A 20,635-nucleotide genomic window follows, 5' to 3' on the forward strand; every position below is an offset into this window, starting at 1 on the left:
AGTTGTATTCTTGTACAATGAAAACTTAATAAGGAGGTGCTCCTGTGAATTCACCAATAGTATGGGGAATAATCGCTGTTGTTGTAGTTGCACTGCTTGTTGCTACATGGTTTATCGCTATTGCATATCGCAAGAACATAGTAGAGACCAAGATAGGAAGAGCAGAGTCACAGGCAAGAGAGATTATTGACGAAGCTCAGAAGACCGCCGAGGCTAAGAAGCGCGAGATACTGCTTGAGGCAAAGGAAGATTCCCTTAAGACACGTAATGACCTTGAAAAGGAAGTAAAGGACAGACGTGGAGAACTTTCACGTATGGAGAAGAGAATTCTTGCACGTGAAGAGAATCTTGATAAGAAGACTGAGGCAGTTGAGAAGAAGGAAGCTAGTTTAGCTAACAAGGAAAGCGCGCTGGACAAGCAGAAGGCTAAGGTTGAAGAGTTACAGGCGAAACGTTTACAGGAACTTGAAAGAATTTCAGGTTTGACCTCTGAACAAGCAAAAGAATACTTATTAAAGACTGTTGAAGATGAAGTAAAGCATGAAACAGCAGTTATGGTCAAGGAATTAGAAACCAGAGCTAAAGAAGAAGCGAACAAGAAGGCGAAGGAGTATGTTGTCAATGCAATACAGAGATGTGCGGTTGATCATATCTCAGAGACAACGATCTCATTAGTTCAGTTACCTAACGACGAGATGAAGGGTAGGATAATTGGTAGAGAGGGTAGAAATATTCGTACCCTTGAAACTCTCACAGGCGTAGATCTTATCATAGACGATACTCCTGAGGCAGTTATCTTATCAAGCTTTGATCCGGTAAGACGTGAGGTAGCAAGAATTGCACTTGAGAAACTCATCGTGGATGGTAGAATCCATCCAGCCAGAATCGAAGAGATGGTTGAGAAAGCGCAGAAGGAAGTTGAAAACATGATGCGCGAGGAAGGTGAAGCTGCTACTCTTGAGGTAGGAATTCACGGAATCCATCCAGAGCTGGTAAGACTTCTTGGAAAGTTGAAATTTAGAACAAGCTACGGACAGAACGCATTGAAGCACTCTGTTGAGGTAGCTCAGTTGTGTGGTTTGTTGGCCGGAGAGATAGGTGTCGATATCAAGGTTGCAAAGCGTGCTGGATTACTCCATGATATAGGTAAATCACTTGATCATGAGATGGAGGGTTCACATGTTCAGATCGGTGCAGATCTTTGTAGAAAGTACAAAGAGTCAGCGCTTGTTGTCAATGCGGTAGAATCACATCACGGTGATGTTGAGCCTGAGTCATTGATAGCACTTCTGGTACAGGCTGCAGATACAATTTCTGCTGCAAGACCGGGAGCAAGAAGAGAGACCTTGGAGACTTATACTACAAGACTTAAGAAGTTGGAGGATATTGCTAATTCTCATAAGGGTGTAGATAAGACATTTGCTATTCAGGCAGGTAGAGAAATTCGTGTAATGGTAGTTCCTGAGCATGTAAGCGATTCTGATATGGTATTGCTGGCCAGAGATATTGCAAAGCAGATCGAAGACGAGCTTGAGTATCCTGGACAGATTAAGGTAAATATTATAAGAGAGTCACGCGTGACAGATTACGCAAAATAAAAATTAGGGTTTGTAGAGATGATCTACAAACCCTTTTTATGATTTGTCATATAATGAAGATAACATCAAGCCGGTGCTTGAAGATAATTGAGGTGTATATGTTTCGTAATTTGTATGCATGATGAACTATGAAAACGGGAAGATAGGTGATCGATAAATGGAAAAATTTAAGAAAATAAAGACTGAAGCGGCTTACAGGGCGCATGTGTTTGATGTATATAACGACTATCTTGAACTGCCTGACGGCAGAAATGTTGTATATGATCTGATAAAGCATCATCCGGGAGCGTGCATCCTTCCGGTGAAAGACGATGGATCGATCATATTGATAAAACAGTACAGGAATTCTATTGATGATATAACCTACGAGGTTCCGGCTGGTTTTATCGATGAGGGAGAGTCTCCTGAAGATGCAGCCAGAAGAGAACTCAGGGAAGAGACTGGGTTTACTGCGAAGGTCGTGGAATATGTGACAAGGACTGTTCTGGCTATCGGTACAAGTGATGAACAGACTTACGTGTATATAGGCATGGGACTTACCGGAGGAACATGTGCATTGGACGAGAATGAATTTATAGAGACCGAGGAGATAGGTCTTGATGATGCACTCAATATGATAAGAGATGGCAGGATAGTGGATTCCAAAACAATAATTGCAATCTACGCATATTGGGGTAAGAAATGCTCATAAACACGCAATCACATAATTTGAAACATAGAAAATTCAACTGAAACATTGTCGGAATTAAAAAATGTGAAATATTTTTGAAAAGAATTATGTCAATATCTAGTATACATAATTTGATCGCGCACCGCATTTTGTACTTTTGCTAAAAATGCCGTGAAGCCTTGATTTTACTTGTTAAAATAGTGTTTGATTTTATTTACATTTGTATTTATAATATAATTCAGTCTACATAACTAAGGGGATAAATTAGTGGAACAATACATAGACAGATATGTTGATTATTTAAGAAATGTAAAAAAATCCAGCGAGAATACTGTTGCATCATATCGGAGAGATCTGATAAAATTCTACAGGTATTTTGACGAGAAGGGCATAACGAGGATTGATGATATTAATGAAACTTATATCACTTCGTATGTGTTGGAAATGGAGAAACAGGGGATGTCCATGGCTACGGTGTCACGTAACATTGCATCCATAAAGTCATTCTATGCCTATCTCATGAGGGAGAGGATAGTGAATGAGGATCCAACGGAGAATATCAAGCCTCCGAAGATCGTGAAGAAGGTTCCTGAGACGCTTACCATAAGTGAGGTGAACAAGCTTCTCGACCAGCCTACCAACAAGACTCCAAAGGAGATCAGGGATAAGGCGATGCTGGAGCTGTTGTATGCTACAGGAATACGTGTTACAGAGCTTGTGACATTGAAACTCACGGATGTCAACATAAAGCTTGGGTTCATTGAGTGCCACGACGGCGACAGGGTGAGGACTGTTCCGGTTGCGGAGGTTGCTCAGAGAGCCCTCAGCAGATATATTACTGAGGTGCGCGATGATATGAGTGGAGGCAGTGATTATCTGTTCTTCAACTGCAAGGGTGCACCTATGACGAGACAGGGATTCTGGAAGATAATAAAGTATTATGCGGCTAAGGCCGGCATAGATAAGGATATAACACCTCATATGATAAGGCATTCATTTGCCTCGCATATGTTGGGGAATGGAGCGGATATAAAGTCTGTTCAAGAGATGCTTGGACATGTGGATATTGCGACAACCCAGATATATCTTACAAATAAGCAGAGTAAGCTCAAGGAAGAATATGCAAAGGCATATCCGAGGGCCTAACAAATAACTTATAAACTAAGGAGACAATTAAATCATGGAAAACAATTACTACGTTCCGGCACAGATCATTGAGAATAATCTCAAGGGTGCTGTTGGAAAGGCAAATCTCAAGCTGTACAAGATGATTATGATGGGATTCTTTGCAGGAATGTTCATTGCGATAGGAGCTGAGGGATCAAACCTTGCGGTGCATACGGTGGACAATTTCGGACTTGCGAAGACTCTTGCAGGATGTATATTCCCTGTAGGACTCATGATGTTATCGATTATCGGTGCAGAGCTGTTTACCGGAAACTGTATGATGATAACAGCGGTTATTGATGGTAGGATAAAGCTTGTGCAGATGCTCAAGAATTGGGTTATTGTATATCTCAGCAATATGCTTGGATCAGTTGTGACTGCAGCTCTTATATATGGAAGCGGTCAGTTTGATAATTCAGCAGGCGGCCTTGGCGCTTATACCATCAAGGTGGCTATGGGTAAGACAGGCCTTGATTTTTGCAATGCGTTCATGTCGGGAATAATGTGTAATGTTCTCGTGTGTATCGCGGTTCTCATGTCATCTTCGGCTAAGGATATAATTGGAAAGCTGTTTGCATGCTTCTTCCCGATAATGGTATTCGTCGTGTCAGGTTTTGAGCACTGCGTTGCAAATATGTACTATATACCTGCAGGTCTGATGGCTGCATCAAACAGCAAGTACGTGGACAAGGCATGCGAGCTCTATGGATATACCGCACAGCAGATAAGTGACCAGCTCACAGTGGGACATTTCTTCAGTAAAAATCTCCTCCCTGTAACGCTTGGTAATATCATCGGCGGTGGTCTGATAGTGGGAATTGGACTTTACATCATCAACAAGCCTAAAAAGGTGGAAGAGTAGAATCTGGCGCCAGACTTATAGGCAACAAGGTCAGAATGATGGACTGAATAAATGATGGATTGAAAAATAAGATAGATAAATAAAAAACAGATGTGGCATGATTTGAGGAATCACCCTGGATCATATCACATCTGTTTTTTATTACTTACATTTTATCGCATTATTGTTTGTCGCAATTTTCAGTTTGTTTGACAATTACTTATAAAAGTCAATTATCTTGTCCATTCTGGATGACATATTCTCAAATATAAGATCAAGGATCGTCAGGGCGGTCATGGCCTCGACGACCACAACAGCTCTCGGCCCAATGATAGGATCGTGGCGGCCTCTGATCGAGACCTCTATGTTATCCCTGGACTTGTTAACGGTTTTCTGTGTGGATGCGATGGATGGGGTCGGCTTGAAATGCGCCTTGATGATTATGTCTGAACCATCGCTCATTCCGCCGAGAATACCTCCGGCGTGATTGGTCTCCTTGTCTACGTTATAACCGTTCATGACAAATGCATCATTGTTATATGAGCCTCTTGCAGTGGATACCTCGGTGCCGTCGCCAATCTCGACAGCTTTCACAGCTCCGATGGACATAACTGCCTTTGCGAGGCATGCATCCAGTTTGTCAAATACCGGTTCACCGATACCTGCCGGCATTCCATGCACGATACATTCAACACCAGAGCCTATGGAATCGTTCTCCGCCATGCAGTCTTGAAGAAGGATTGATGCCTTCTCGTAGGCATCCGGGTCCGGCATGTTGAGGTCGTTCTTAAGTATATAGTCAGCGTCAAAATTGTTCCTGTCTATATGTACATCACCGATGGAAGATACGTAGGTAGTTATGGTGATACCGAGTTCCTTCAGTATCTTTGAGGCGATCGCACCGGCTGCAACTCTGCCGATGGTCTCTCGTCCCGATGAACGGCCGCCGCCTCTGTAATCCCTGAAGCCATATTTTTCATCAAATGTATAATCTGCGTGGCCTGGTCTGTAATATGTGGCGATATCTCCGTAATCCCCGGAGCGCTGGGATGTATTTCTCACCATCATGGATATAGGAGTTCCGGTTGTCTTTCCCTCGAAAATTCCTGACAGTATCTCTATGGTATCGGATTCCTTTCTAGGCGTTGAGAACTGTGAAAATCCGGGTTTTCTGCGATCCAGAAATACCTGTATATCTTCCTCACACAGTGGAAGACCGGCAGGGCAGCCGTCAACGACAACTCCCAGAGCCTTTCCGTGGGATTCTCCCCATGTGGTGATGGTAAATTTATTTCCTATGGTGGAACCTGCCATAATATATCTCCTTTCAAATGCGGCGAAACCTGCCGCTCTCTATTCGGCAAATGAACTGCAGAATCCTGCAGCGCAAATGTCCACGCGCACTATTATAGCATAGATAAGTTTGTGATAACAAGAAATAAGTTGGGATGCTGTAAAGTGTGAAAGCGTATAAGGTGAATGTCAAACCGGGAATATTACCGGCCGGGGTTGTAATGAAATATGTTATATATTAAAATATCTATGAAATGAATGAAAGAACACGGCTGAAAGCACAGCCGGACATAAGGTGGTCAAGAAAATGGAGAAATATTATATAGTAAAATCGATAGACGGAGATTACGCAAATCTTGCTGATGAGAATGATCTTGGCGGTGAGACAAAGCTCGTTGCAAGGGCGCTGCTTCCGGAAAGTATAGCGGAAGGAACAAGGCTGCACTATGCATTTTTGCAGTATGAAATTGCGGATTAATTTCCTCTTTACAAAACCAGACACATATGTTATCCTACACAAGGTCAACTGACACTTAGTTTGAGGACACCTCTAGGCCTTTTGCCCGGTGTCAGTCATGTATATTATTTTATAGGAGGATTGTTATTATGATAACAAAAGAGCAGAAGCAGGAAATCGTAGCTAAGTACGGCAAGGATGCAAACGACACAGGTTCAACAGAGGTTCAGATCGCACTTCTTACAGCAAGAATCAACGATCTCAACGGACATTTCAAGGCTAATCCAAAGGATCATCACTCAAACCGTGGTCTTCTTAAGATGGTTGGTCAGAGAAGAAACCTTCTTGCATACCTCAAGAGCAAGGATATCGAGGCATACAGAAAGCTCATCGAGAGCCTTGGACTTAGAAAGTAATTTCTATTCGAGCCTTAATACAATAACAATTATGGGAATCATGTGTACACGCATGATTCCTTTTTATTTGCCCGGACACATTTTTATGGTATCAAATAGTGTAAACAGAGGTGTTTGGATATTGTATTTTTTATATTCGTATGATAAAATTTAAAAGATTGTGGAATGACATATCGAGACTTCTATAAAGAATATCATGGATCATCGCTGAAAGATGGCAAAAAGGTTATAAGACATGGTGTTTTTTATAGTTGTTTCGACGTCTTCCACAATACAAATAAATATTAAATCAAGGAGATTTTGAGATGAGTAAGGAATTCAAGAGATACCAGAAAGAGATCGCTGGCAGAATGCTCACTGTTGATATCAACAGAGTAGCTGCACAGGCAAATGGTGCTGCATTTATCAAGTACGGTGACACAACAGTGCTTTCAACATGTACAGCTTCAGAGAAGCCAAGAGACGGAATCGATTTCTTCCCACTTTCAGTAGAGTATGAGGAGAAGTTATATTCAGTAGGAAAGATACCTGGAGGATTCAATAAGAGAGAGGGTAAGGCATCAGAGAACGCTGTCCTCACATCACGAGTAATCGACAGACCTATGAGACCTCTTTTCCCTAAGGATTATAGAAATGACGTAACACTCAACAACCTTGTTATGTCAGTAGATCCAGAGTGCAGACCGGAGCTGGTTGCAATGCTCGGATCATCTATCGCAACATGTATATCAGACGTTCCATTTGACGGACCATGTGCCATGACACAGGTAGGTCTCATCGACGGAGAGTTCATCATCAACCCAACACAGAAGCAGTGGGATGAGGGTGATCTGAAGCTCACAGTTGCATCTACATCACAGAAGGTTATCATGATTGAGGCCGGTGCAAATATTGTACCTGAGGCTAAGATGATTGAAGCTATCTACATGGCTCATGATATCAACCAGGACATCATCGCATTTATCAATGAGATAGTAGCTGAGGTTGGAAAGCCAAAGCATTCATATGTAAGCTGTGCAGTTCCAGAGGAGCTCTTTGCAGCGATTAAGGAGATCGTTCCTCCAGAGGCTATGGAGGAGGCTGTATTCTCAGACGAGAAGCAGGTTCGTGAGGAGAACATCAGACAGATCACAGAGAAGCTTGAGGAGGCATTTGCAGACAACGAGGAGTGGCTTGCAGTCCTTCCAGACGCTATATACCAGTATCAGAAGAAGACAGTAAGAAAGATGATCCTCAAGGATCACAAGAGACCTGATGGACGAGCTATCAACCAGATCAGACCACTTGCTGCTGAGGTTGACATCATTCCTAGAGTCCACGGCTCAGCTATGTTTACAAGAGGACAGACACAGATCTGTAACGTATGTACACTTGCTCCACTTTCTGAGATCCAGAGAGTTGACGGACTTGACGAGAACGTTACATCCAAGAGATATATGCACCACTACAACTTCCCTTCATACTCAGTAGGAGAGACAAAGGTTTCAAGAGGACCTGGACGTAGAGAGATTGGACACGGTGCACTTGCTGAGAGAGCACTTCTTCCTGTACTTCCAAGTGAGGAAGAGTTCCCATATGCGATCAGAACCGTATCAGAGACATTTGAGTCAAATGGTTCAACATCAATGGCATCAACATGTTCATCATGTATGTCACTCATGGCTGCCGGTGTTCCTATCAAGGCTATGGTTGCCGGAATCTCATGCGGACTTGTAACAGGTGATACAGACGACGATTACATCGTACTCACAGATATCCAGGGACTTGAGGACTTCTTCGGAGATATGGACTTCAAGGTAACAGGTACAACAGAGGGTATCACAGCTATCCAGATGGATATCAAGATTCACGGACTTACAAGACCTATCGTTGAGGAGGCTATCGCAAGAACACGTGAGGCAAGACTCTTCATCATGGAGACATGTATGAAGCCGGCCATCGCAGCTCCAAGACCAACGGTCAATGAGTTCGCGCCAAAGATCAAGCAGATCAAGATAGATCCAGAGAAGATCGGTGAGGTTATCGGACAGAGAGGTAAGACTATCAACACTATCATAGAGGAGACAGGTGTTAAGATTGATATCGATGATGAGGGAAGAATCTCTATCTGTGGCGTAGAGCAGGCAGGTATGGACAAGGCTATCGAGATGATCAACATGATCGTAGAGCCTCTTGAGGTTGGCAAGAACTACCATGGTAAGGTTGTAAAAGTTATCGACTGTGGAGCTATCGTATCGCTTGCACCTAACAAGGATGGACTCATCCACATATCAAAGCTTTCAGACAAGAGAGTTGCAAAGGTTGAGGATGTTGTAAATGTAGGTGATGAGGTTGACGTTAAGGTCATCAAGATCGACGAGAGAGCAGGAAGAATAAGCCTGAGTCTCAAGGATGTACAGTAAATAACAGTTCTGAGCTAAACTATAATAAGGATATTTTTTATAAGGGTAAATTTGATGTCTCGAAGCCGGTCTGTCATATGGCCGGTTCCGGGGCATTGTAGTAAATAAAGGCATACATAAACAAACTAGAAAATAAATGCAGATTTAAGGGGGAACATATGAGATACGGTTATTTTGACGAACAGAACAAAGAGTATGTAATTGACAGACCAGACACCCCGGCACCTTGGGCAAACTACCTTGGTTCACCGGAATACGGAGCTATAATCTCCAACAACGCAGGAGGCTACAGCTTTGAGAAGTCAGGAGCAAACGGAAGAATACTGAGATACATATTTAACAGCTTTGATCAGCCTGGAAGATATGTATATCTTCGCGATGATGACACAAAGGATTACTGGTCAGCATCATGGCAGCCGGTAGGCAAGAGTCTTGATGTGTATAAGAGTGAATGTCACCATGGAACGGCATATACAAAGATGTATGCAGATTATTCTGATATCAAGTCAGAGGTGCTGTATTATGTTCCACTTAACAAGACACATGAAGTGTGGAAGGTGAGAGTTACCAACAACTCTGATAAGCCTCGTAACCTTTCAGCTATCGGATACTGTGAGTTTACCAATGACTGCAATTATGAGCAGGATCAGGTAAATCTCCAGTATACACTGTTCATAACCAGAACATATTTCATGGATAACAACAAGATCCTTCAGGTCATCAATGAGAATGTTGAGAAGGCTGAGATCAATGGAAGTAAGGCAAACAGAAGATTCTTTGCACTTGCCGGAAGTGATGTTGCATCATACTGTGGTGACAAGGAGGAGTTCCTTGGAAGATATCACGGCTACGGCAATCCGATCGGAGTTATAAATGGAGATCTTGGCAACAAGCTCAACTACAACAGCAATGCCTGCGGTGGACTCCAGACAAAGTTCACACTTGCTCCGGGCGAGTCAAAGGATTTTGCATTCATAGTCGGAATGAAGGACAATGACGCTGCAAATGCTGTCATAGCCGGATACGCAGATCCTGCCGCAGCATGTCAGAAGGAGCTTGACGAGCTGATCGAGTATTGGCATTCAAAGCTCAACAACTTCCAGGTGCACACACCTAGTGATTCATTCAATAACATGGTAAATACATGGAATGCATACCAGTGTTTCATGACATTCATATGGTCAAGAGCTGCATCGTTCTCATACTGTGGTCTGAGAAACGGATATGGATACAGAGATACAGTTCAGGATATCCAGGGCGTTATCCACCTTGCACCTGAGATGGCTCTTGAGAAGATCAGATTCATGCTGTCAGCACAGGTTGACAACGGCGGTGGACTTCCACTTGTAAAGTTCACACATAACGCAGGTCATGAGGATACACCGGATGATCCATCATATGTACAGGAGACAGGACATCCTGCATACCGTGCAGACGACGCACTTTGGCTGTTCCCAACTGTATATAAGTATATTGCTGAGTCAGGCAACCTTGACTTCATAGACGAGGTTATTCCATTTGCCAACAAGGATGAGGGTACAGTTTATGAGCATCTTAAGAGAGCGATAGATTTCTCCATGAATAGACTTGGAGATAATGGTATGCCGGCAGGACTCTGGGCAGACTGGAATGACTGTCTGAGACTTGGAAAGAGAGGCGAGTCAACATTTGTTGCAATGCAGCTCTACTATGCGATGACAGTTATCAAGTATTTTGCTGAGATGAAGGATGATGCAGAGTACATAGATTACATCAACAGCATTCAGTACAAGATGGGTGAGACCATTCAGGAGAAGTGCTGGGAGGATGACAGATTCATCCGTGGATACAAGGAAGGCGGACAGGTCATCGGTTCAAAGAATGATCCTGAGGCAAGCATGTGGCTGAATCCTCAGTCATGGGCAGTTATAAGCGGACTTGCCACAAGAAAGCAGTCTGAGATCGCCCTTGAGTCTGTTCACAGGGAGCTTAACACAGAGTACGGTGTGAGACTTATGTTCCCACCATACAGAGAGCATGCATTTGACGGAGCGCTCATGCTTCTGTTCAATGCAGGAACAAAGGAGAATGCGGGTATATTCTCACAGCCACAGGGCTGGATAATACTGGCCGAGGCGCTCATGGGACATGGAAACAGAGCGTTTGAGTATTTCAACGAGAGCTCTCCTGCATCCATGAATGATAAGGCAGAGATCAGAAAGCTTGAGCCATACTGCCATGGACAGTTCACAGAGTCTGTTGGAAGTCCATTTGAGGGTCGCGCTCATGTACATTGGCTCACAGGTACAGCATCCACATGTATGGTTGGCTGCGTTGAGGGTATCATGGGTATGAGACCAGACTTTGGCGGAATCAAGATCGCGCCTTCAGTCCCATCAGACTGGAAGGAGTTCGAGATCGAGAAGATGTTCAGGGGTAAGAAGCTCTCAATCAAGGTTCAGAATCCTGATGGACATGAGAGCGGTTTCCAGAGCCTCACATTAAATGGTGAGAAACTTGAGACCAATTATATCCCTGCTGACAAGCTTGTTGATACAAACGATATCGTGCTTGTAATGTAATGAATATAAATACATTATTTATACCATATTAAGTTAAGAAGGGCTCAGCCCTTCTTAATTTTTGCCCTGATGCGGAATGAGTGGATCGGGGTTGGAAGGTGGTGCAGGCGAAGTGGAATCGGTATCGATCGCTGAGAGGTTAAAACTCACTGACAACATACATGTTATGGATGTTCCAGGTGGAGGTTATATCCTGTTATGTGGAATATATGGAGAGATTGAGGGGCATGACAAGCTTCCTGCCGGTATGAAGAGTACAAGCTACGAGAAGCTGCTTCCGGTGATAGCCCAGGCAGAAAACTGCGGAGATGTAAAGGGAGTCCTGACTCTGATAAATACGGTCGGAGGCGATGTTGAGTCCGGACTTGCCATATCTGAGATGTTGTCCAGCCTGTCAAAGCCGGTCGTCAATATCGTGCTTGGCGGCGGACATTCCATAGGAGTTCCTCTGGCGGTGTCGGGAAATGTGTCTTTTATAGTGCCGACCGCAACGATGATAGTTCATCCAATAAGGACAAATACGGCGGTGCTTGGAGTTAAGCAGAACTTTGAATATATAGAGAAGATGCAGGAGAGGATCATACAGTTCACAGTGGATCACTCATCTATAGACAGGAAAGAACTGGAGAAACTTATGTTTAACACGACAGAGCTGACCAAGGATGTGGGCTCGGTCCTGATAGGAAAACAGGCTGTCGAAAAAAGGGTTATAGACAGGATCGGTGGTATGTCGGCGGCTTTAAAAACGCTGTATGACTTGATTAATTAAGAAAATGATAGTAAAATTCCATAGGATATTGTATAAACATCGATCAAGGGAGGTCGGTCATGAGCTTATTACAGGCAATTTTGATGGGAATAATACAGGGAGCTACAGAATTTCTTCCAGTCAGCAGTTCGGGACATCTGGCTATTTTCAAGAATATTTTTGGAGTGGAGACCGATACGGGTATATTATTTGACATACTGCTCCATTTTGGCACGCTGGTTGCCATATTTATAGTCTACTGGGCAGATATAAAGAAGCTCGTTATAGAGGGATTAAAGATAGTTGGAGACTGCTGTGTCAATTTGGTAAATTTCATAAAGAACAAGACCTCGAATGAGGGAAAGATATATCCGTATAGGAAGATCGTGTGTACGGCATACAGAAAGTTTGTTATGCTCATACTCGTGTCAACTCTTACGACGACGGTGATCGCAGTCCCATTTGACAAAGCTATAGGACATGCGGGAGATACACTTTTGATACCGGGTATCTGTCTGTGTATAACATCTGTTATCCTGTATTTTGCGGACAGACTGCCGGCTGGTAAGAAAAGTGTAGCAAAGGCTACATACAGAAATGCCATATTTGTTGGACTGGCACAGGCTGTTGCCACACTTCCCGGAATATCCAGATCCGGAAGTACGATAACTGCAGGTATGGCGTGCGGCTACACAAGAAAATTTACAGTAAAGTATTCGTTTATAATGTCCATACCGGCTGTTCTTGGCGCTGTCATACTGGAGATACCTGATCTGTTTAAGGCATCAATCTCAGGGGCGGATGTCGTTAATTACATAGTTGGTATGATCGTTGCCGGCATTGTCGGATACATATGTATAAAATTTATGCTTTATACGGTCAAGAAAAAGAATTTTAAGGGATTTTCCATATATTGTATGATCGCGGGAATCGTGTCTGTAATATGGTATTTTGTTGCTTAAGATTTAGAATAGAGGTAGAAAATGGCTGCTGGTAATAAAAAGTCATACAAGAACAATACATCAAAGAATGGCACGTCCAAAAACGCTGCGTCTAAAAAGACTGTGGCAAAGAACTCTTCAAAAGGCGGATCAAATAACAGGACATCTGCGAAGAAGAATACTGCATCGAAAAAAACATCTGCCAGATCAAAGGCTGCCATAGAACGCAAAGCCCGGGAAGAGGAACTGGCAAGGCAGAAGCAGATGAGAAGTGAGATCATACTCATAGTTCTCTTTGCATTTTCGGTATTTCTGCTGCTTGCAAACTTCAGGATCTGCGGAATAGTGGGAGATACCGTATCGGGATTTTTCTTTGGAATAATCGGTTTCAGCGAGTACATATTCCCGGTATATCTGTTTGTGTCGGCTGCCTATCTTATATCAAATGATTTCAGGAGGAAGATCGTCAAAAAGGTTGTATATTTTGGCGTTGTGCTCATCCTGTTGTCCATGGTATTTCAGGCTATATATTCATCGACCTTTGAGTCGGTCAAGGTTCTGTACATGGATGGGTATAAGGACAGATCAGGCGGAGGAGTTATATGCGGAGGAATATTCTTTGCGATAAGGACACTGCTTGGAGTTCCGGGTGCGTGCATAGTAATATTTATAGCTGCGGTTATCATGTTCATTCTCATAACGGAGATATCAGTTATAGACGAGATCAAACTTTTCATAGCATCTATCCGTGAGCGCAGAGAAAGTGATGATGACGAACAGTATGAAGATGAGGAGTATCAAAGTGACAGATATGACGATGGTTATTACTCACATGATGTAAATGATACTCCGGTTCGCAGAGTGAGACCATCGATGGCAAATCTCAATGTGTACAGCAGCGATAAGACCAAGGATGACAGAGCTTCCGACAGGACTGCTGCAACGCAGGTCAAGCCAAGGAAGACTAAGACACAGAAGGGTGTAGAGAGGGAGCCTGCCAGGGATTTCTTTGCCATGGAGGATGTCCACGAGCTCACTCCTGGCGATGGCGCTGTGGATATGTCCTATGATGAATTTAACAATGATATAGAGAAGATCGTCATGACCGACAGAGAGGAGATCGTCAATCCAGTTCAGATAGACAGAGAGGATCCTGTGCATAAACCGGTGCGGAAGCCTGCACCTGTGAAGAGAAGAAAGCCGGTGGTCGTAACTCCTGAAGAACCAAAGCTGGCTGCTGTGGACACTGATATGGAGGATGCAGAGATACTTTCATTTACTGATGATGCGGAGGATGTCCTTGCGGGAGCGGTAAATGGCAATATGCATCCAGAGAGTGTGTCAGATTACAATCCGCTCTACGACTCTGCATTTGCGGAGGAGGAGAAGACGGATACCGCGGCTCAAAGCAAAAAGAAGCCGGCGGTACAGACTGAGAGCTCAAAGCAGTATCAGGAGGGAAGAAAGTATAAATTCCCAACGGCAGATCTGCTGTCCCAGCCTAAAAAGGCGAACAATTCCAACAGGGATGCCCATGTCAGGGAGACAGCCATCAAGCTTAAGAATACCCTCGAGACATTTGGTGTTAATGTAACCATAACAAACTATAGCTGCGGTCCTGCTGTAACGAGATTTGAGATGCAGCCGGAGCAGGGTGTCAAGGTCAGCAAGATACTGAACCTTGCGGACGACATAAAGCTCAACCTTGCGGCTGCGGATATACGTATAGAGGCACCGATACCTGGCAAGGCAGCCATAGGAATAGAGGTCCCTAACAAGGAGAACTCAATTGTGGCGTTCCGGGAGCTTATAGAATCAGATAATTTCAAGAACCTCAAGTCCAAAGTGGCATTTGCGGTTGGTAAGGATATAAGTGGACAGGTCATCGCAACGGATATTGCCAAGATGCCGCATCTTCTGATCGCCGGAGCCACAGGTTCGGGTAAATCAGTGTGTATCAATACACTTATAATGAGTATACTGTACAAAGCCACACCGGAGGAGGTAAAGCTCATAATGATAGATCCTAAGATGGTTGAGCTTGCATGCTACAATGGCATACCACACCTTTTGATACCGGTCGTAACAGATCCAAAGAAGGCGGCAGGGGCACTCAACTGGGCAGTCATGGAGATGACAAGAAGATACCAGCTTTTTGCTGAGCACAGTGTACGTAATATACAGGGATATAATGACAAGGTTGAAAATGCCGTTATAGCGGGAGCTGATGGAGAAAAGCTGACCAAGATGCCACAGATAGTGGTCATAGTGGATGAGCTTGCAGATCTTATGATGGTTGCCCACGGCGAAGTCGAGGATGCTATAGTGAGACTTTCACAGCTTGCCAGAGCAGCGGGTATACATCTTGTCATAGCAACACAGAGACCGTCGGTTGATGTCATAACAGGTCTCATAAAAGCAAATGTTCCATCGAGAATAGCATTTGCAGTTTCGTCGGGAGTTGATTCCAGAACCATACTTGATATGGTAGGAGCAGAGAAACTTCTTGGAAAGGGAGATATGCTGTTCTATCCGACAGGCTATCCTAAGCCGGTCAGAGTACAGGGCGCATTTGTGTCGGATGATGAGGTTACAGCGGTTGTTGATTTCCTCAAGAAGAACAATGGCGTGGGAACATATGATGATGAGATATCCAAATCAATATCCGGAAATGGTGGATCAGGCGCCACAGCGATAGGTGGGGCTTCAGCCAGTGATAAGGATGAATATTTCGTGGAAGCGGGAAGATTCATTATAGAGAAAGAAAAAGCTTCTATAGGTATGCTTCAGAGAACGTTCAAGATAGGCTTTAACAGAGCCGCAAGGATCATGGATCAGTTGATGGCCGCGGGAGTAGTTGGCCCGGAGGAGGGCACAAAGGCCAGAAAGATCCTGATGACTCAGGAACAGTTTGATGAATATATAGACACTAATTTATAAAAAGCGGAGGATAAGAGCTATGATGACAGACATTGAAATTGCACAGAAGGCTGAGATGAAGCACATAAGGGAGGTTGCTGCAAAGCTCGGAATATCAGAGGATGACCTCGATCTCTATGGAAAGTATAAGGCAAAGCTCTCAGATGAGCTTATAAAGAAGGTTGAGGGCAACGAGAACGGAAAGCTTATCCTCGTTACAGCCATCAATCCAACACCTGCAGGAGAGGGAAAGACGACAATCACTGTAGGACTTGGTGAGGCTATGGGACAGCTTGGAAAGAAGGCGGTTATCGCACTTCGTGAGCCATCACTTGGACCATGTTTTGGAATCAAGGGTGGTGCAGCCGGCGGCGGATATGCACAGGTAGTACCTATGGAGGATCTCAACCTCCACTTTACAGGAGATTTTCATGCTATAACATCTGCAAACAATCTCCTTGCAGCCATGATGGATAACCATATCCAGCAGGGAAATGCACTGAGAATAGATGTGAACAGAATAGTGTTCAAGAGATGTATGGATATGAACGACAGAGTTCTCAGACACACAGTTGTCGGACTTGGAAAGCGTGTCGACGGAGTGCCTAGAGAGGACGGATTTGTCATCACAGTTGCATCGGAGATCATGGCTATTCTCTGTCTTGCAAGTGATATGAAGGATCTTCAGGAGAGACTTGGCAGAATAATCGTTGCATACAACATGGACAATGAGCCTGTGACAGCGGCTGATCTCAAGGCTGTAGGAGCTATGGCAGCGCTCTTAAAGGATGCCATCAAGCCAAACCTTATCCAGACACTTGAGCATACACCGGCAATCGTACACGGCGGACCATTTGCAAATATAGCACATGGATGTAACAGTGTAATGGCTACAAAGACAGCATTAAAGCTTGCAGATTATGTAATAACAGAGGCAGGATTTGGCGCAGATCTCGGAGCTGAGAAGTTCTTCGATATCAAGTGCCGAATGAACAACCTTAAGCCGGATGCGGTGGTTCTGGTTGCTACAGTAAGAGCACTCAAGTACAATGGCGGAGTTGCAAAGGCAGATCTCGGCGAGGAGAATCTCGGCGCGCTTAAGGCTGGTATAGTAAACCTTGAAAAGCATATTGAGAATCTTCAGAAGTATGGCGTTCCTGTTGTTGTTACACTGAACAGATTTGTCACAGACAGCCAGGCAGAGCTTGACTTTGTCAAGAAGTTCTGCGAGGACAGAGACTGTGATTTTGCCCTTGCAAATGTATGGGAGCAGGGAGGCAAGGGTGGTATAGACCTTGCAAATGCGGTGCTCAACACGCTGGAGAACAAGAAGAGCAACTTCAAGGTGCTCTACAATGACAGCCTTTCAATAAAGGATAAGATAAACTGTATCGCTACAGAGATATATGGCGCGGATGGTGTTACATACAGTGCAGAGGCCAGCAAGGCCATCGCCAAGATCGAGGAGATGGGATTTGGTAACTTCCCTGTATGTATGGCAAAGAACCAGTATTCTCTGTCAGATGATCCAAAGAAGCTTGGAAGACCTACAGGATTCGATATAAATATCCGTGAGGTTTATGTCAGTGCAGGAGCAGGATTTGTGGTAGCGATTACCGGAACGATCATGACCATGCCTGGACTTCCAAAGGCTCCGGCTGCAGAGAGAATTTATGTGGATGATGACGGCAAGATCGTCGGATTATTCTAGGAGGACAGATAAATGTATAAGCTTATAGATGGTAAGGTTATATCAAAACAGATAAAGGATGAGCTCAAGGAGAAGGTTGCAGGGCTTAAGGCAGAGGGTGTAGAGATATGCCTTGCTGTTATTCAGGTCGGCAATGATCCTGCTTCATCAGTATATGTTGGCAACAAGAAGAAGGCATGTGAGTATATAGGAATAGGTTCACTGTCATACGAGCTCCCAGAGGAGACAACTGAGGAGGAGCTTCTTGCACTTATAGAGAAGCTCAATTCTGACGACAAGGTGAACGGAATACTTGTACAGCTCCCGCTTCCAAAGCATATAGATGAGGATAAGGTCATAAAGACCATATCTCCAAAGAAGGATGTGGACGGCTTCCATCCGATGAGTGTTGGTGCGCTCAGCATAGGACAGCCGGGCTTTGTGTCATGTACACCAGCCGGAGTTATCCAGCTCATCAAGAGATCAGGAATAGAGATAGAGGGTAAGGAGTGCGTGGTACTCGGCAGAAGCAATATAGTAGGCAAGCCTATGAGCATGCTGCTGCTCCGCGAGAACGGAACCGTAACCGTGTGCCATTCCAGAACAAAGAATCTCAAGGAAGTGTGCAGACGTGCTGATATACTCGTGGTGGCAATAGGAAAGCCAGAAATGATCGATGCATCTTACATCAAGGAAGGCGCAACAGTTATAGATGTGGGAATCCACAGGGATGAGAATAATAAGCTCTGCGGTGATGTGGATTTTGAATCAGCCAAGGAGGTTGCCGGAGCGATAACTCCTGTACCTGGCGGAGTCGGCCCTATGACCATAGCCATGCTCATGTCAAACTGCGTGGAATCAATAAATATAAACTAAGAACAAGTGCAAAATTATTGGAGAACAGATGAAAGTATTACTCATATCACTAGGCTGTGATAAAAATCTGGTGGACAGCGAGGTCATGCTCGGTTTGCTGAACAAAGCCGGCCACCAGCTTACAAATGATGAGACAGAGGCAGATGTAGTAGTTGTAAATACCTGTGCGTTCATCAGCGATGCGAAAGAGGAAAGCATCAACACCATCATCGAGATGGGAGAACTGAAGAAAACCGGAAAACTAAAAAAGCTTATCGTTGCGGGATGTCTGTCCCAGAGATACAAGGACGAGATAATGAAGGAGCTTCCGGAGATCGATGTCATTATTGGTGCGACCAATTACGATAAGATAGTTGAGGCAATAGGAACCGACGAGGAGTCGATCGTAGATGATATAAATTATACTCCAAGGCCGATTGCCGAGAGAATAGTAACGACAAATGCGTCGATGGCGTATTTTAAGATCGCAGAAGGTTGTAATAAACTGTGCACTTATTGTATAATACCTCACATACGAGGCAGATACAGAAGCATGCCGATGGACAGCCTGATCGCATCCGCTGAAAAGCTTGCGTCTGATGGTATAAAGGAGCTTGTCCTTGTGGCACAGGAGACTACGCTGTACGGAGTTGATCTGTATGGTGAGAAGAAGCTTCCAGAGCTTCTCACAAAACTCAGTGAGATAGAAGGCATAGAGTGGATAAGACTTCTGTACTGTTATCCGGAGGAGATAACAGATGAACTAATAGAGGTTATGGCCACGAATCCGAAGATCTGCCATTATGTCGATATACCTATCCAGCATTCTGAGAATGCGATACTTAAGAGAATGGGCAGACGGACCAGCAGAGAGGACATTGTGGAGCTTGTCGGCAGACTGAGGACAGCCATGCCGGATATAGCCATCAGAACCACGCTCATATCTGGTTTTCCAGGTGAGACACAGGAACTGCACGATGGTCTGGTCGACTTTGTTGACGAGTGCGAGTTTGACAGGCTTGGAGTATTCACTTATTCGCCTGAGGAGGGCACTCCGGCTGCGGAGTACGAGGATCAGGTGGATGGAGAGCTGGCTGTAAAGTGGCGCGATGAGATCATGGAGCTTCAGCAGGAAATTTCCTATGAGAAGAACCAGCAGATGATCGGAAGCACCCAGAAGGTTCTCATTGAGGGATATCTGGTCGACGATGATGTATATGTGGGAAGAACCTACAGAGATGCTCCGGGGGTTGACGGAATAGTATTCGTCAGCGCACCATATGAATTGATATCCGGTTCATTTGTGGATGTGAAGATAACCGAGGCAAATGAATATGACTTGACAGGAGTGATAGTAGAATGAATTTACCAAACAAATTGACAATACTAAGAGCTATAATGATTCCATTCTTTCTCGTGTTTTTATATATGTCACCGGGATGGTCGAAGTGGGTGGCACTTGGAATATTCATAGCAGCATCACTTACGGATATGCTTGACGGAAAGATTGCAAGAAAATACAATCTGGTAACCAATTTTGGAAAATTCATGGATCCTCTGGCAGATAAGCTGCTGGTATGTTCGGCACTCATAGCACTGTCGGATCTGAACAGGATCCCGGCATGGATCGTTATAGTGATCATAGCGCGTGATTTCATAATAAGCGGATTCAGACTTATTGCGGCAGAAAAGGGAATTGTTATTGCTGCCGGATGGTGGGGAAAGATCAAGACAACGGTTCAGATGATCATGGTAGGATTTCTGATAGCTGATCTCAAGGTGTTCTACATCTTTGATCAGGTGCTCATCTACCTTGCACTTGCACTGACACTTATATCTCTTGGAGATTATCTGTATCACAACAGAGAAGTTCTCAAGGACTAAAACAGTAAAAAATAAAACAGATTTTATAATTCAACGGGGAATTTGGGGTATACTTTTTTTTGAGGGTATATTTTACACAGATTCCCTGTTTTATTTTGAAAAATAATCGCTTACAACGCCGATAAACCTTTGGTGGTTTTTTCGATTTTACTTGAAATATGACGACAAAGGCTTTACAATTATACTCGGCGAA

At 44.1% G+C, this 20,635-nt stretch carries 16 protein-coding genes; 15 read left to right on the forward strand and 1 reads right to left on the reverse strand.

The window, feature by feature from the left end:
* The first annotated feature begins 44 nt into the window (after positions 1–44).
* The 4 genes from rny to DXB91_RS08695 all read left to right on the forward strand — a co-directional run bounded on the left by rny (position 45) and on the right by DXB91_RS08695 (position 4,297).
* Complete coding sequence (gene rny / locus DXB91_RS08680; protein ID WP_022216535.1) at positions 45–1,598, forward strand: ribonuclease Y; 1,554 nt, start codon at positions 45–47, stop codon at positions 1,596–1,598.
* A 157-nt stretch (positions 1,599–1,755) separates the two neighbouring features.
* A complete protein-coding gene (locus DXB91_RS08685; protein ID WP_118017551.1) occupies positions 1,756–2,289 on the forward strand; it encodes an NUDIX hydrolase in 534 nt (177 codons plus the stop codon).
* Between the two features lie 246 nt (positions 2,290–2,535).
* Positions 2,536–3,414 carry a site-specific tyrosine recombinase XerD gene (gene xerD, locus DXB91_RS08690; protein ID WP_117549009.1) on the forward strand — a complete coding sequence of 293 codons (879 nt, stop codon included), beginning with the start codon at positions 2,536–2,538 and terminating at the stop codon, positions 3,412–3,414.
* A 34-nt stretch (positions 3,415–3,448) separates the two neighbouring features.
* Positions 3,449–4,297, forward strand: coding sequence for a formate/nitrite transporter family protein (locus DXB91_RS08695; protein WP_055222574.1), 849 nt, complete (start codon positions 3,449–3,451; stop codon positions 4,295–4,297).
* Between the two features lie 195 nt (positions 4,298–4,492).
* Here DXB91_RS08695 and aroC read toward each other — a convergent pair whose 3' ends face one another.
* Positions 4,493–5,590: a chorismate synthase gene (gene aroC / locus DXB91_RS08700; RefSeq protein ID WP_022216531.1), complete on the reverse strand. Its 1,098-nt coding sequence runs from the start codon at positions 5,588–5,590 to the stop codon at positions 4,493–4,495.
* A 286-nt stretch (positions 5,591–5,876) separates the two neighbouring features.
* On the opposite strand from aroC, the gene DXB91_RS08705 reads away from it, so the two are divergent.
* The 11 genes from DXB91_RS08705 (at position 5,877) to pgsA (ending at position 20,442) form a co-directional block, all read left to right on the forward strand.
* Positions 5,877–6,047 carry a chorismate--pyruvate lyase gene (locus DXB91_RS08705; RefSeq protein ID WP_117549008.1) on the forward strand — a complete coding sequence of 57 codons (171 nt, stop codon included), beginning with the start codon at positions 5,877–5,879 and terminating at the stop codon, positions 6,045–6,047.
* Positions 6,048–6,175: 128 nt separating this feature from the next.
* Positions 6,176–6,442 (forward strand): 30S ribosomal protein S15, encoded by a 267-nt coding sequence (gene rpsO / locus DXB91_RS08710; protein ID WP_004851136.1) that lies wholly within the window; start codon positions 6,176–6,178, stop codon positions 6,440–6,442.
* Positions 6,443–6,747: 305 nt separating this feature from the next.
* Entirely contained in the window at positions 6,748–8,844 is a 2,097-nt protein-coding gene (locus tag DXB91_RS08715) for a polyribonucleotide nucleotidyltransferase (protein WP_022216529.1), read from the forward strand.
* 158 nt (positions 8,845–9,002) lie between these two features.
* Positions 9,003–11,405: a GH36-type glycosyl hydrolase domain-containing protein gene (locus DXB91_RS08720; protein ID WP_118017553.1), complete on the forward strand. Its 2,403-nt coding sequence runs from the start codon at positions 9,003–9,005 to the stop codon at positions 11,403–11,405.
* Between the two features lie 112 nt (positions 11,406–11,517).
* On the forward strand, positions 11,518–12,174 hold the full coding sequence (locus DXB91_RS08725) for a ClpP family protease (protein ID WP_022216527.1): 657 nt from the start codon (positions 11,518–11,520) through the stop codon (positions 12,172–12,174).
* A gap of 59 nt (positions 12,175–12,233) precedes the next feature.
* Positions 12,234–13,115 (forward strand): undecaprenyl-diphosphate phosphatase, encoded by an 882-nt coding sequence (locus DXB91_RS08730; RefSeq protein ID WP_118017555.1) that lies wholly within the window; start codon positions 12,234–12,236, stop codon positions 13,113–13,115.
* A 21-nt stretch (positions 13,116–13,136) separates the two neighbouring features.
* The gene (locus DXB91_RS08735; protein ID WP_118017557.1) at positions 13,137–16,034 is read left to right on the forward strand and encodes an FtsK/SpoIIIE family DNA translocase; all 2,898 of its coding nucleotides are present in this window, start codon (positions 13,137–13,139) and stop codon (positions 16,032–16,034) included.
* 19 nt (positions 16,035–16,053) lie between these two features.
* Positions 16,054–17,724: a formate--tetrahydrofolate ligase gene (locus tag DXB91_RS08740; protein WP_118017559.1), complete on the forward strand. Its 1,671-nt coding sequence runs from the start codon at positions 16,054–16,056 to the stop codon at positions 17,722–17,724.
* A 12-nt stretch (positions 17,725–17,736) separates the two neighbouring features.
* The gene (gene folD / locus DXB91_RS08745) at positions 17,737–18,579 is read left to right on the forward strand and encodes a bifunctional methylenetetrahydrofolate dehydrogenase/methenyltetrahydrofolate cyclohydrolase FolD (protein WP_015534883.1); all 843 of its coding nucleotides are present in this window, start codon (positions 17,737–17,739) and stop codon (positions 18,577–18,579) included.
* Between the two features lie 28 nt (positions 18,580–18,607).
* Entirely contained in the window at positions 18,608–19,921 is a 1,314-nt protein-coding gene (rimO, locus tag DXB91_RS08750; protein WP_022216522.1) for a 30S ribosomal protein S12 methylthiotransferase RimO, read from the forward strand.
* Positions 19,918–20,442 (forward strand): CDP-diacylglycerol--glycerol-3-phosphate 3-phosphatidyltransferase, encoded by a 525-nt coding sequence (gene pgsA, locus DXB91_RS08755; RefSeq protein ID WP_015534884.1) that lies wholly within the window; start codon positions 19,918–19,920, stop codon positions 20,440–20,442. Before rimO ends, pgsA begins: the two co-directional genes overlap by 4 nt.
* Positions 20,443–20,635 lie beyond the last annotated feature (193 nt).

Origin of the sequence: Coprococcus sp. OM06-34AC (assembly GCF_003462545.1) — a bacterium.
Lineage (GTDB): Bacteria > Bacillota > Clostridia > Lachnospirales > Lachnospiraceae > Coprococcus > Coprococcus aceti.

Bases quoted from the DNA above. Each gene is read 5' to 3' on its own strand.
- DXB91_RS08685 (WP_118017551.1), top strand. From the start codon at position 1,756: ATGGAAAAATTTAAGAAAATAAAGACTGAAGCGGCTTACAGGGCGCAT.
- DXB91_RS08695 (WP_055222574.1), top strand. From the start codon at position 3,449: ATGGAAAACAATTACTACGTTCCGGCACAGATCATTGAGAATAATCTC.
- aroC (WP_022216531.1), bottom strand. From the start codon at position 5,590: ATGGCAGGTTCCACCATAGGAAATAAATTTACCATCACCACATGGGGA.
- DXB91_RS08705 (WP_117549008.1), top strand. From the start codon at position 5,877: ATGGAGAAATATTATATAGTAAAATCGATAGACGGAGATTACGCAAAT.
- rpsO (WP_004851136.1), top strand. From the start codon at position 6,176: ATGATAACAAAAGAGCAGAAGCAGGAAATCGTAGCTAAGTACGGCAAG.
- DXB91_RS08715 (WP_022216529.1), top strand. From the start codon at position 6,748: ATGAGTAAGGAATTCAAGAGATACCAGAAAGAGATCGCTGGCAGAATG.
- DXB91_RS08720 (WP_118017553.1), top strand. From the start codon at position 9,003: ATGAGATACGGTTATTTTGACGAACAGAACAAAGAGTATGTAATTGAC.
- DXB91_RS08730 (WP_118017555.1), top strand. From the start codon at position 12,234: ATGAGCTTATTACAGGCAATTTTGATGGGAATAATACAGGGAGCTACA.
- DXB91_RS08735 (WP_118017557.1), top strand. From the start codon at position 13,137: ATGGCTGCTGGTAATAAAAAGTCATACAAGAACAATACATCAAAGAAT.
- DXB91_RS08740 (WP_118017559.1), top strand. From the start codon at position 16,054: ATGATGACAGACATTGAAATTGCACAGAAGGCTGAGATGAAGCACATA.
- folD (WP_015534883.1), top strand. From the start codon at position 17,737: ATGTATAAGCTTATAGATGGTAAGGTTATATCAAAACAGATAAAGGAT.
- rimO (WP_022216522.1), top strand. From the start codon at position 18,608: ATGAAAGTATTACTCATATCACTAGGCTGTGATAAAAATCTGGTGGAC.
- pgsA (WP_015534884.1), top strand. From the start codon at position 19,918: ATGAATTTACCAAACAAATTGACAATACTAAGAGCTATAATGATTCCA.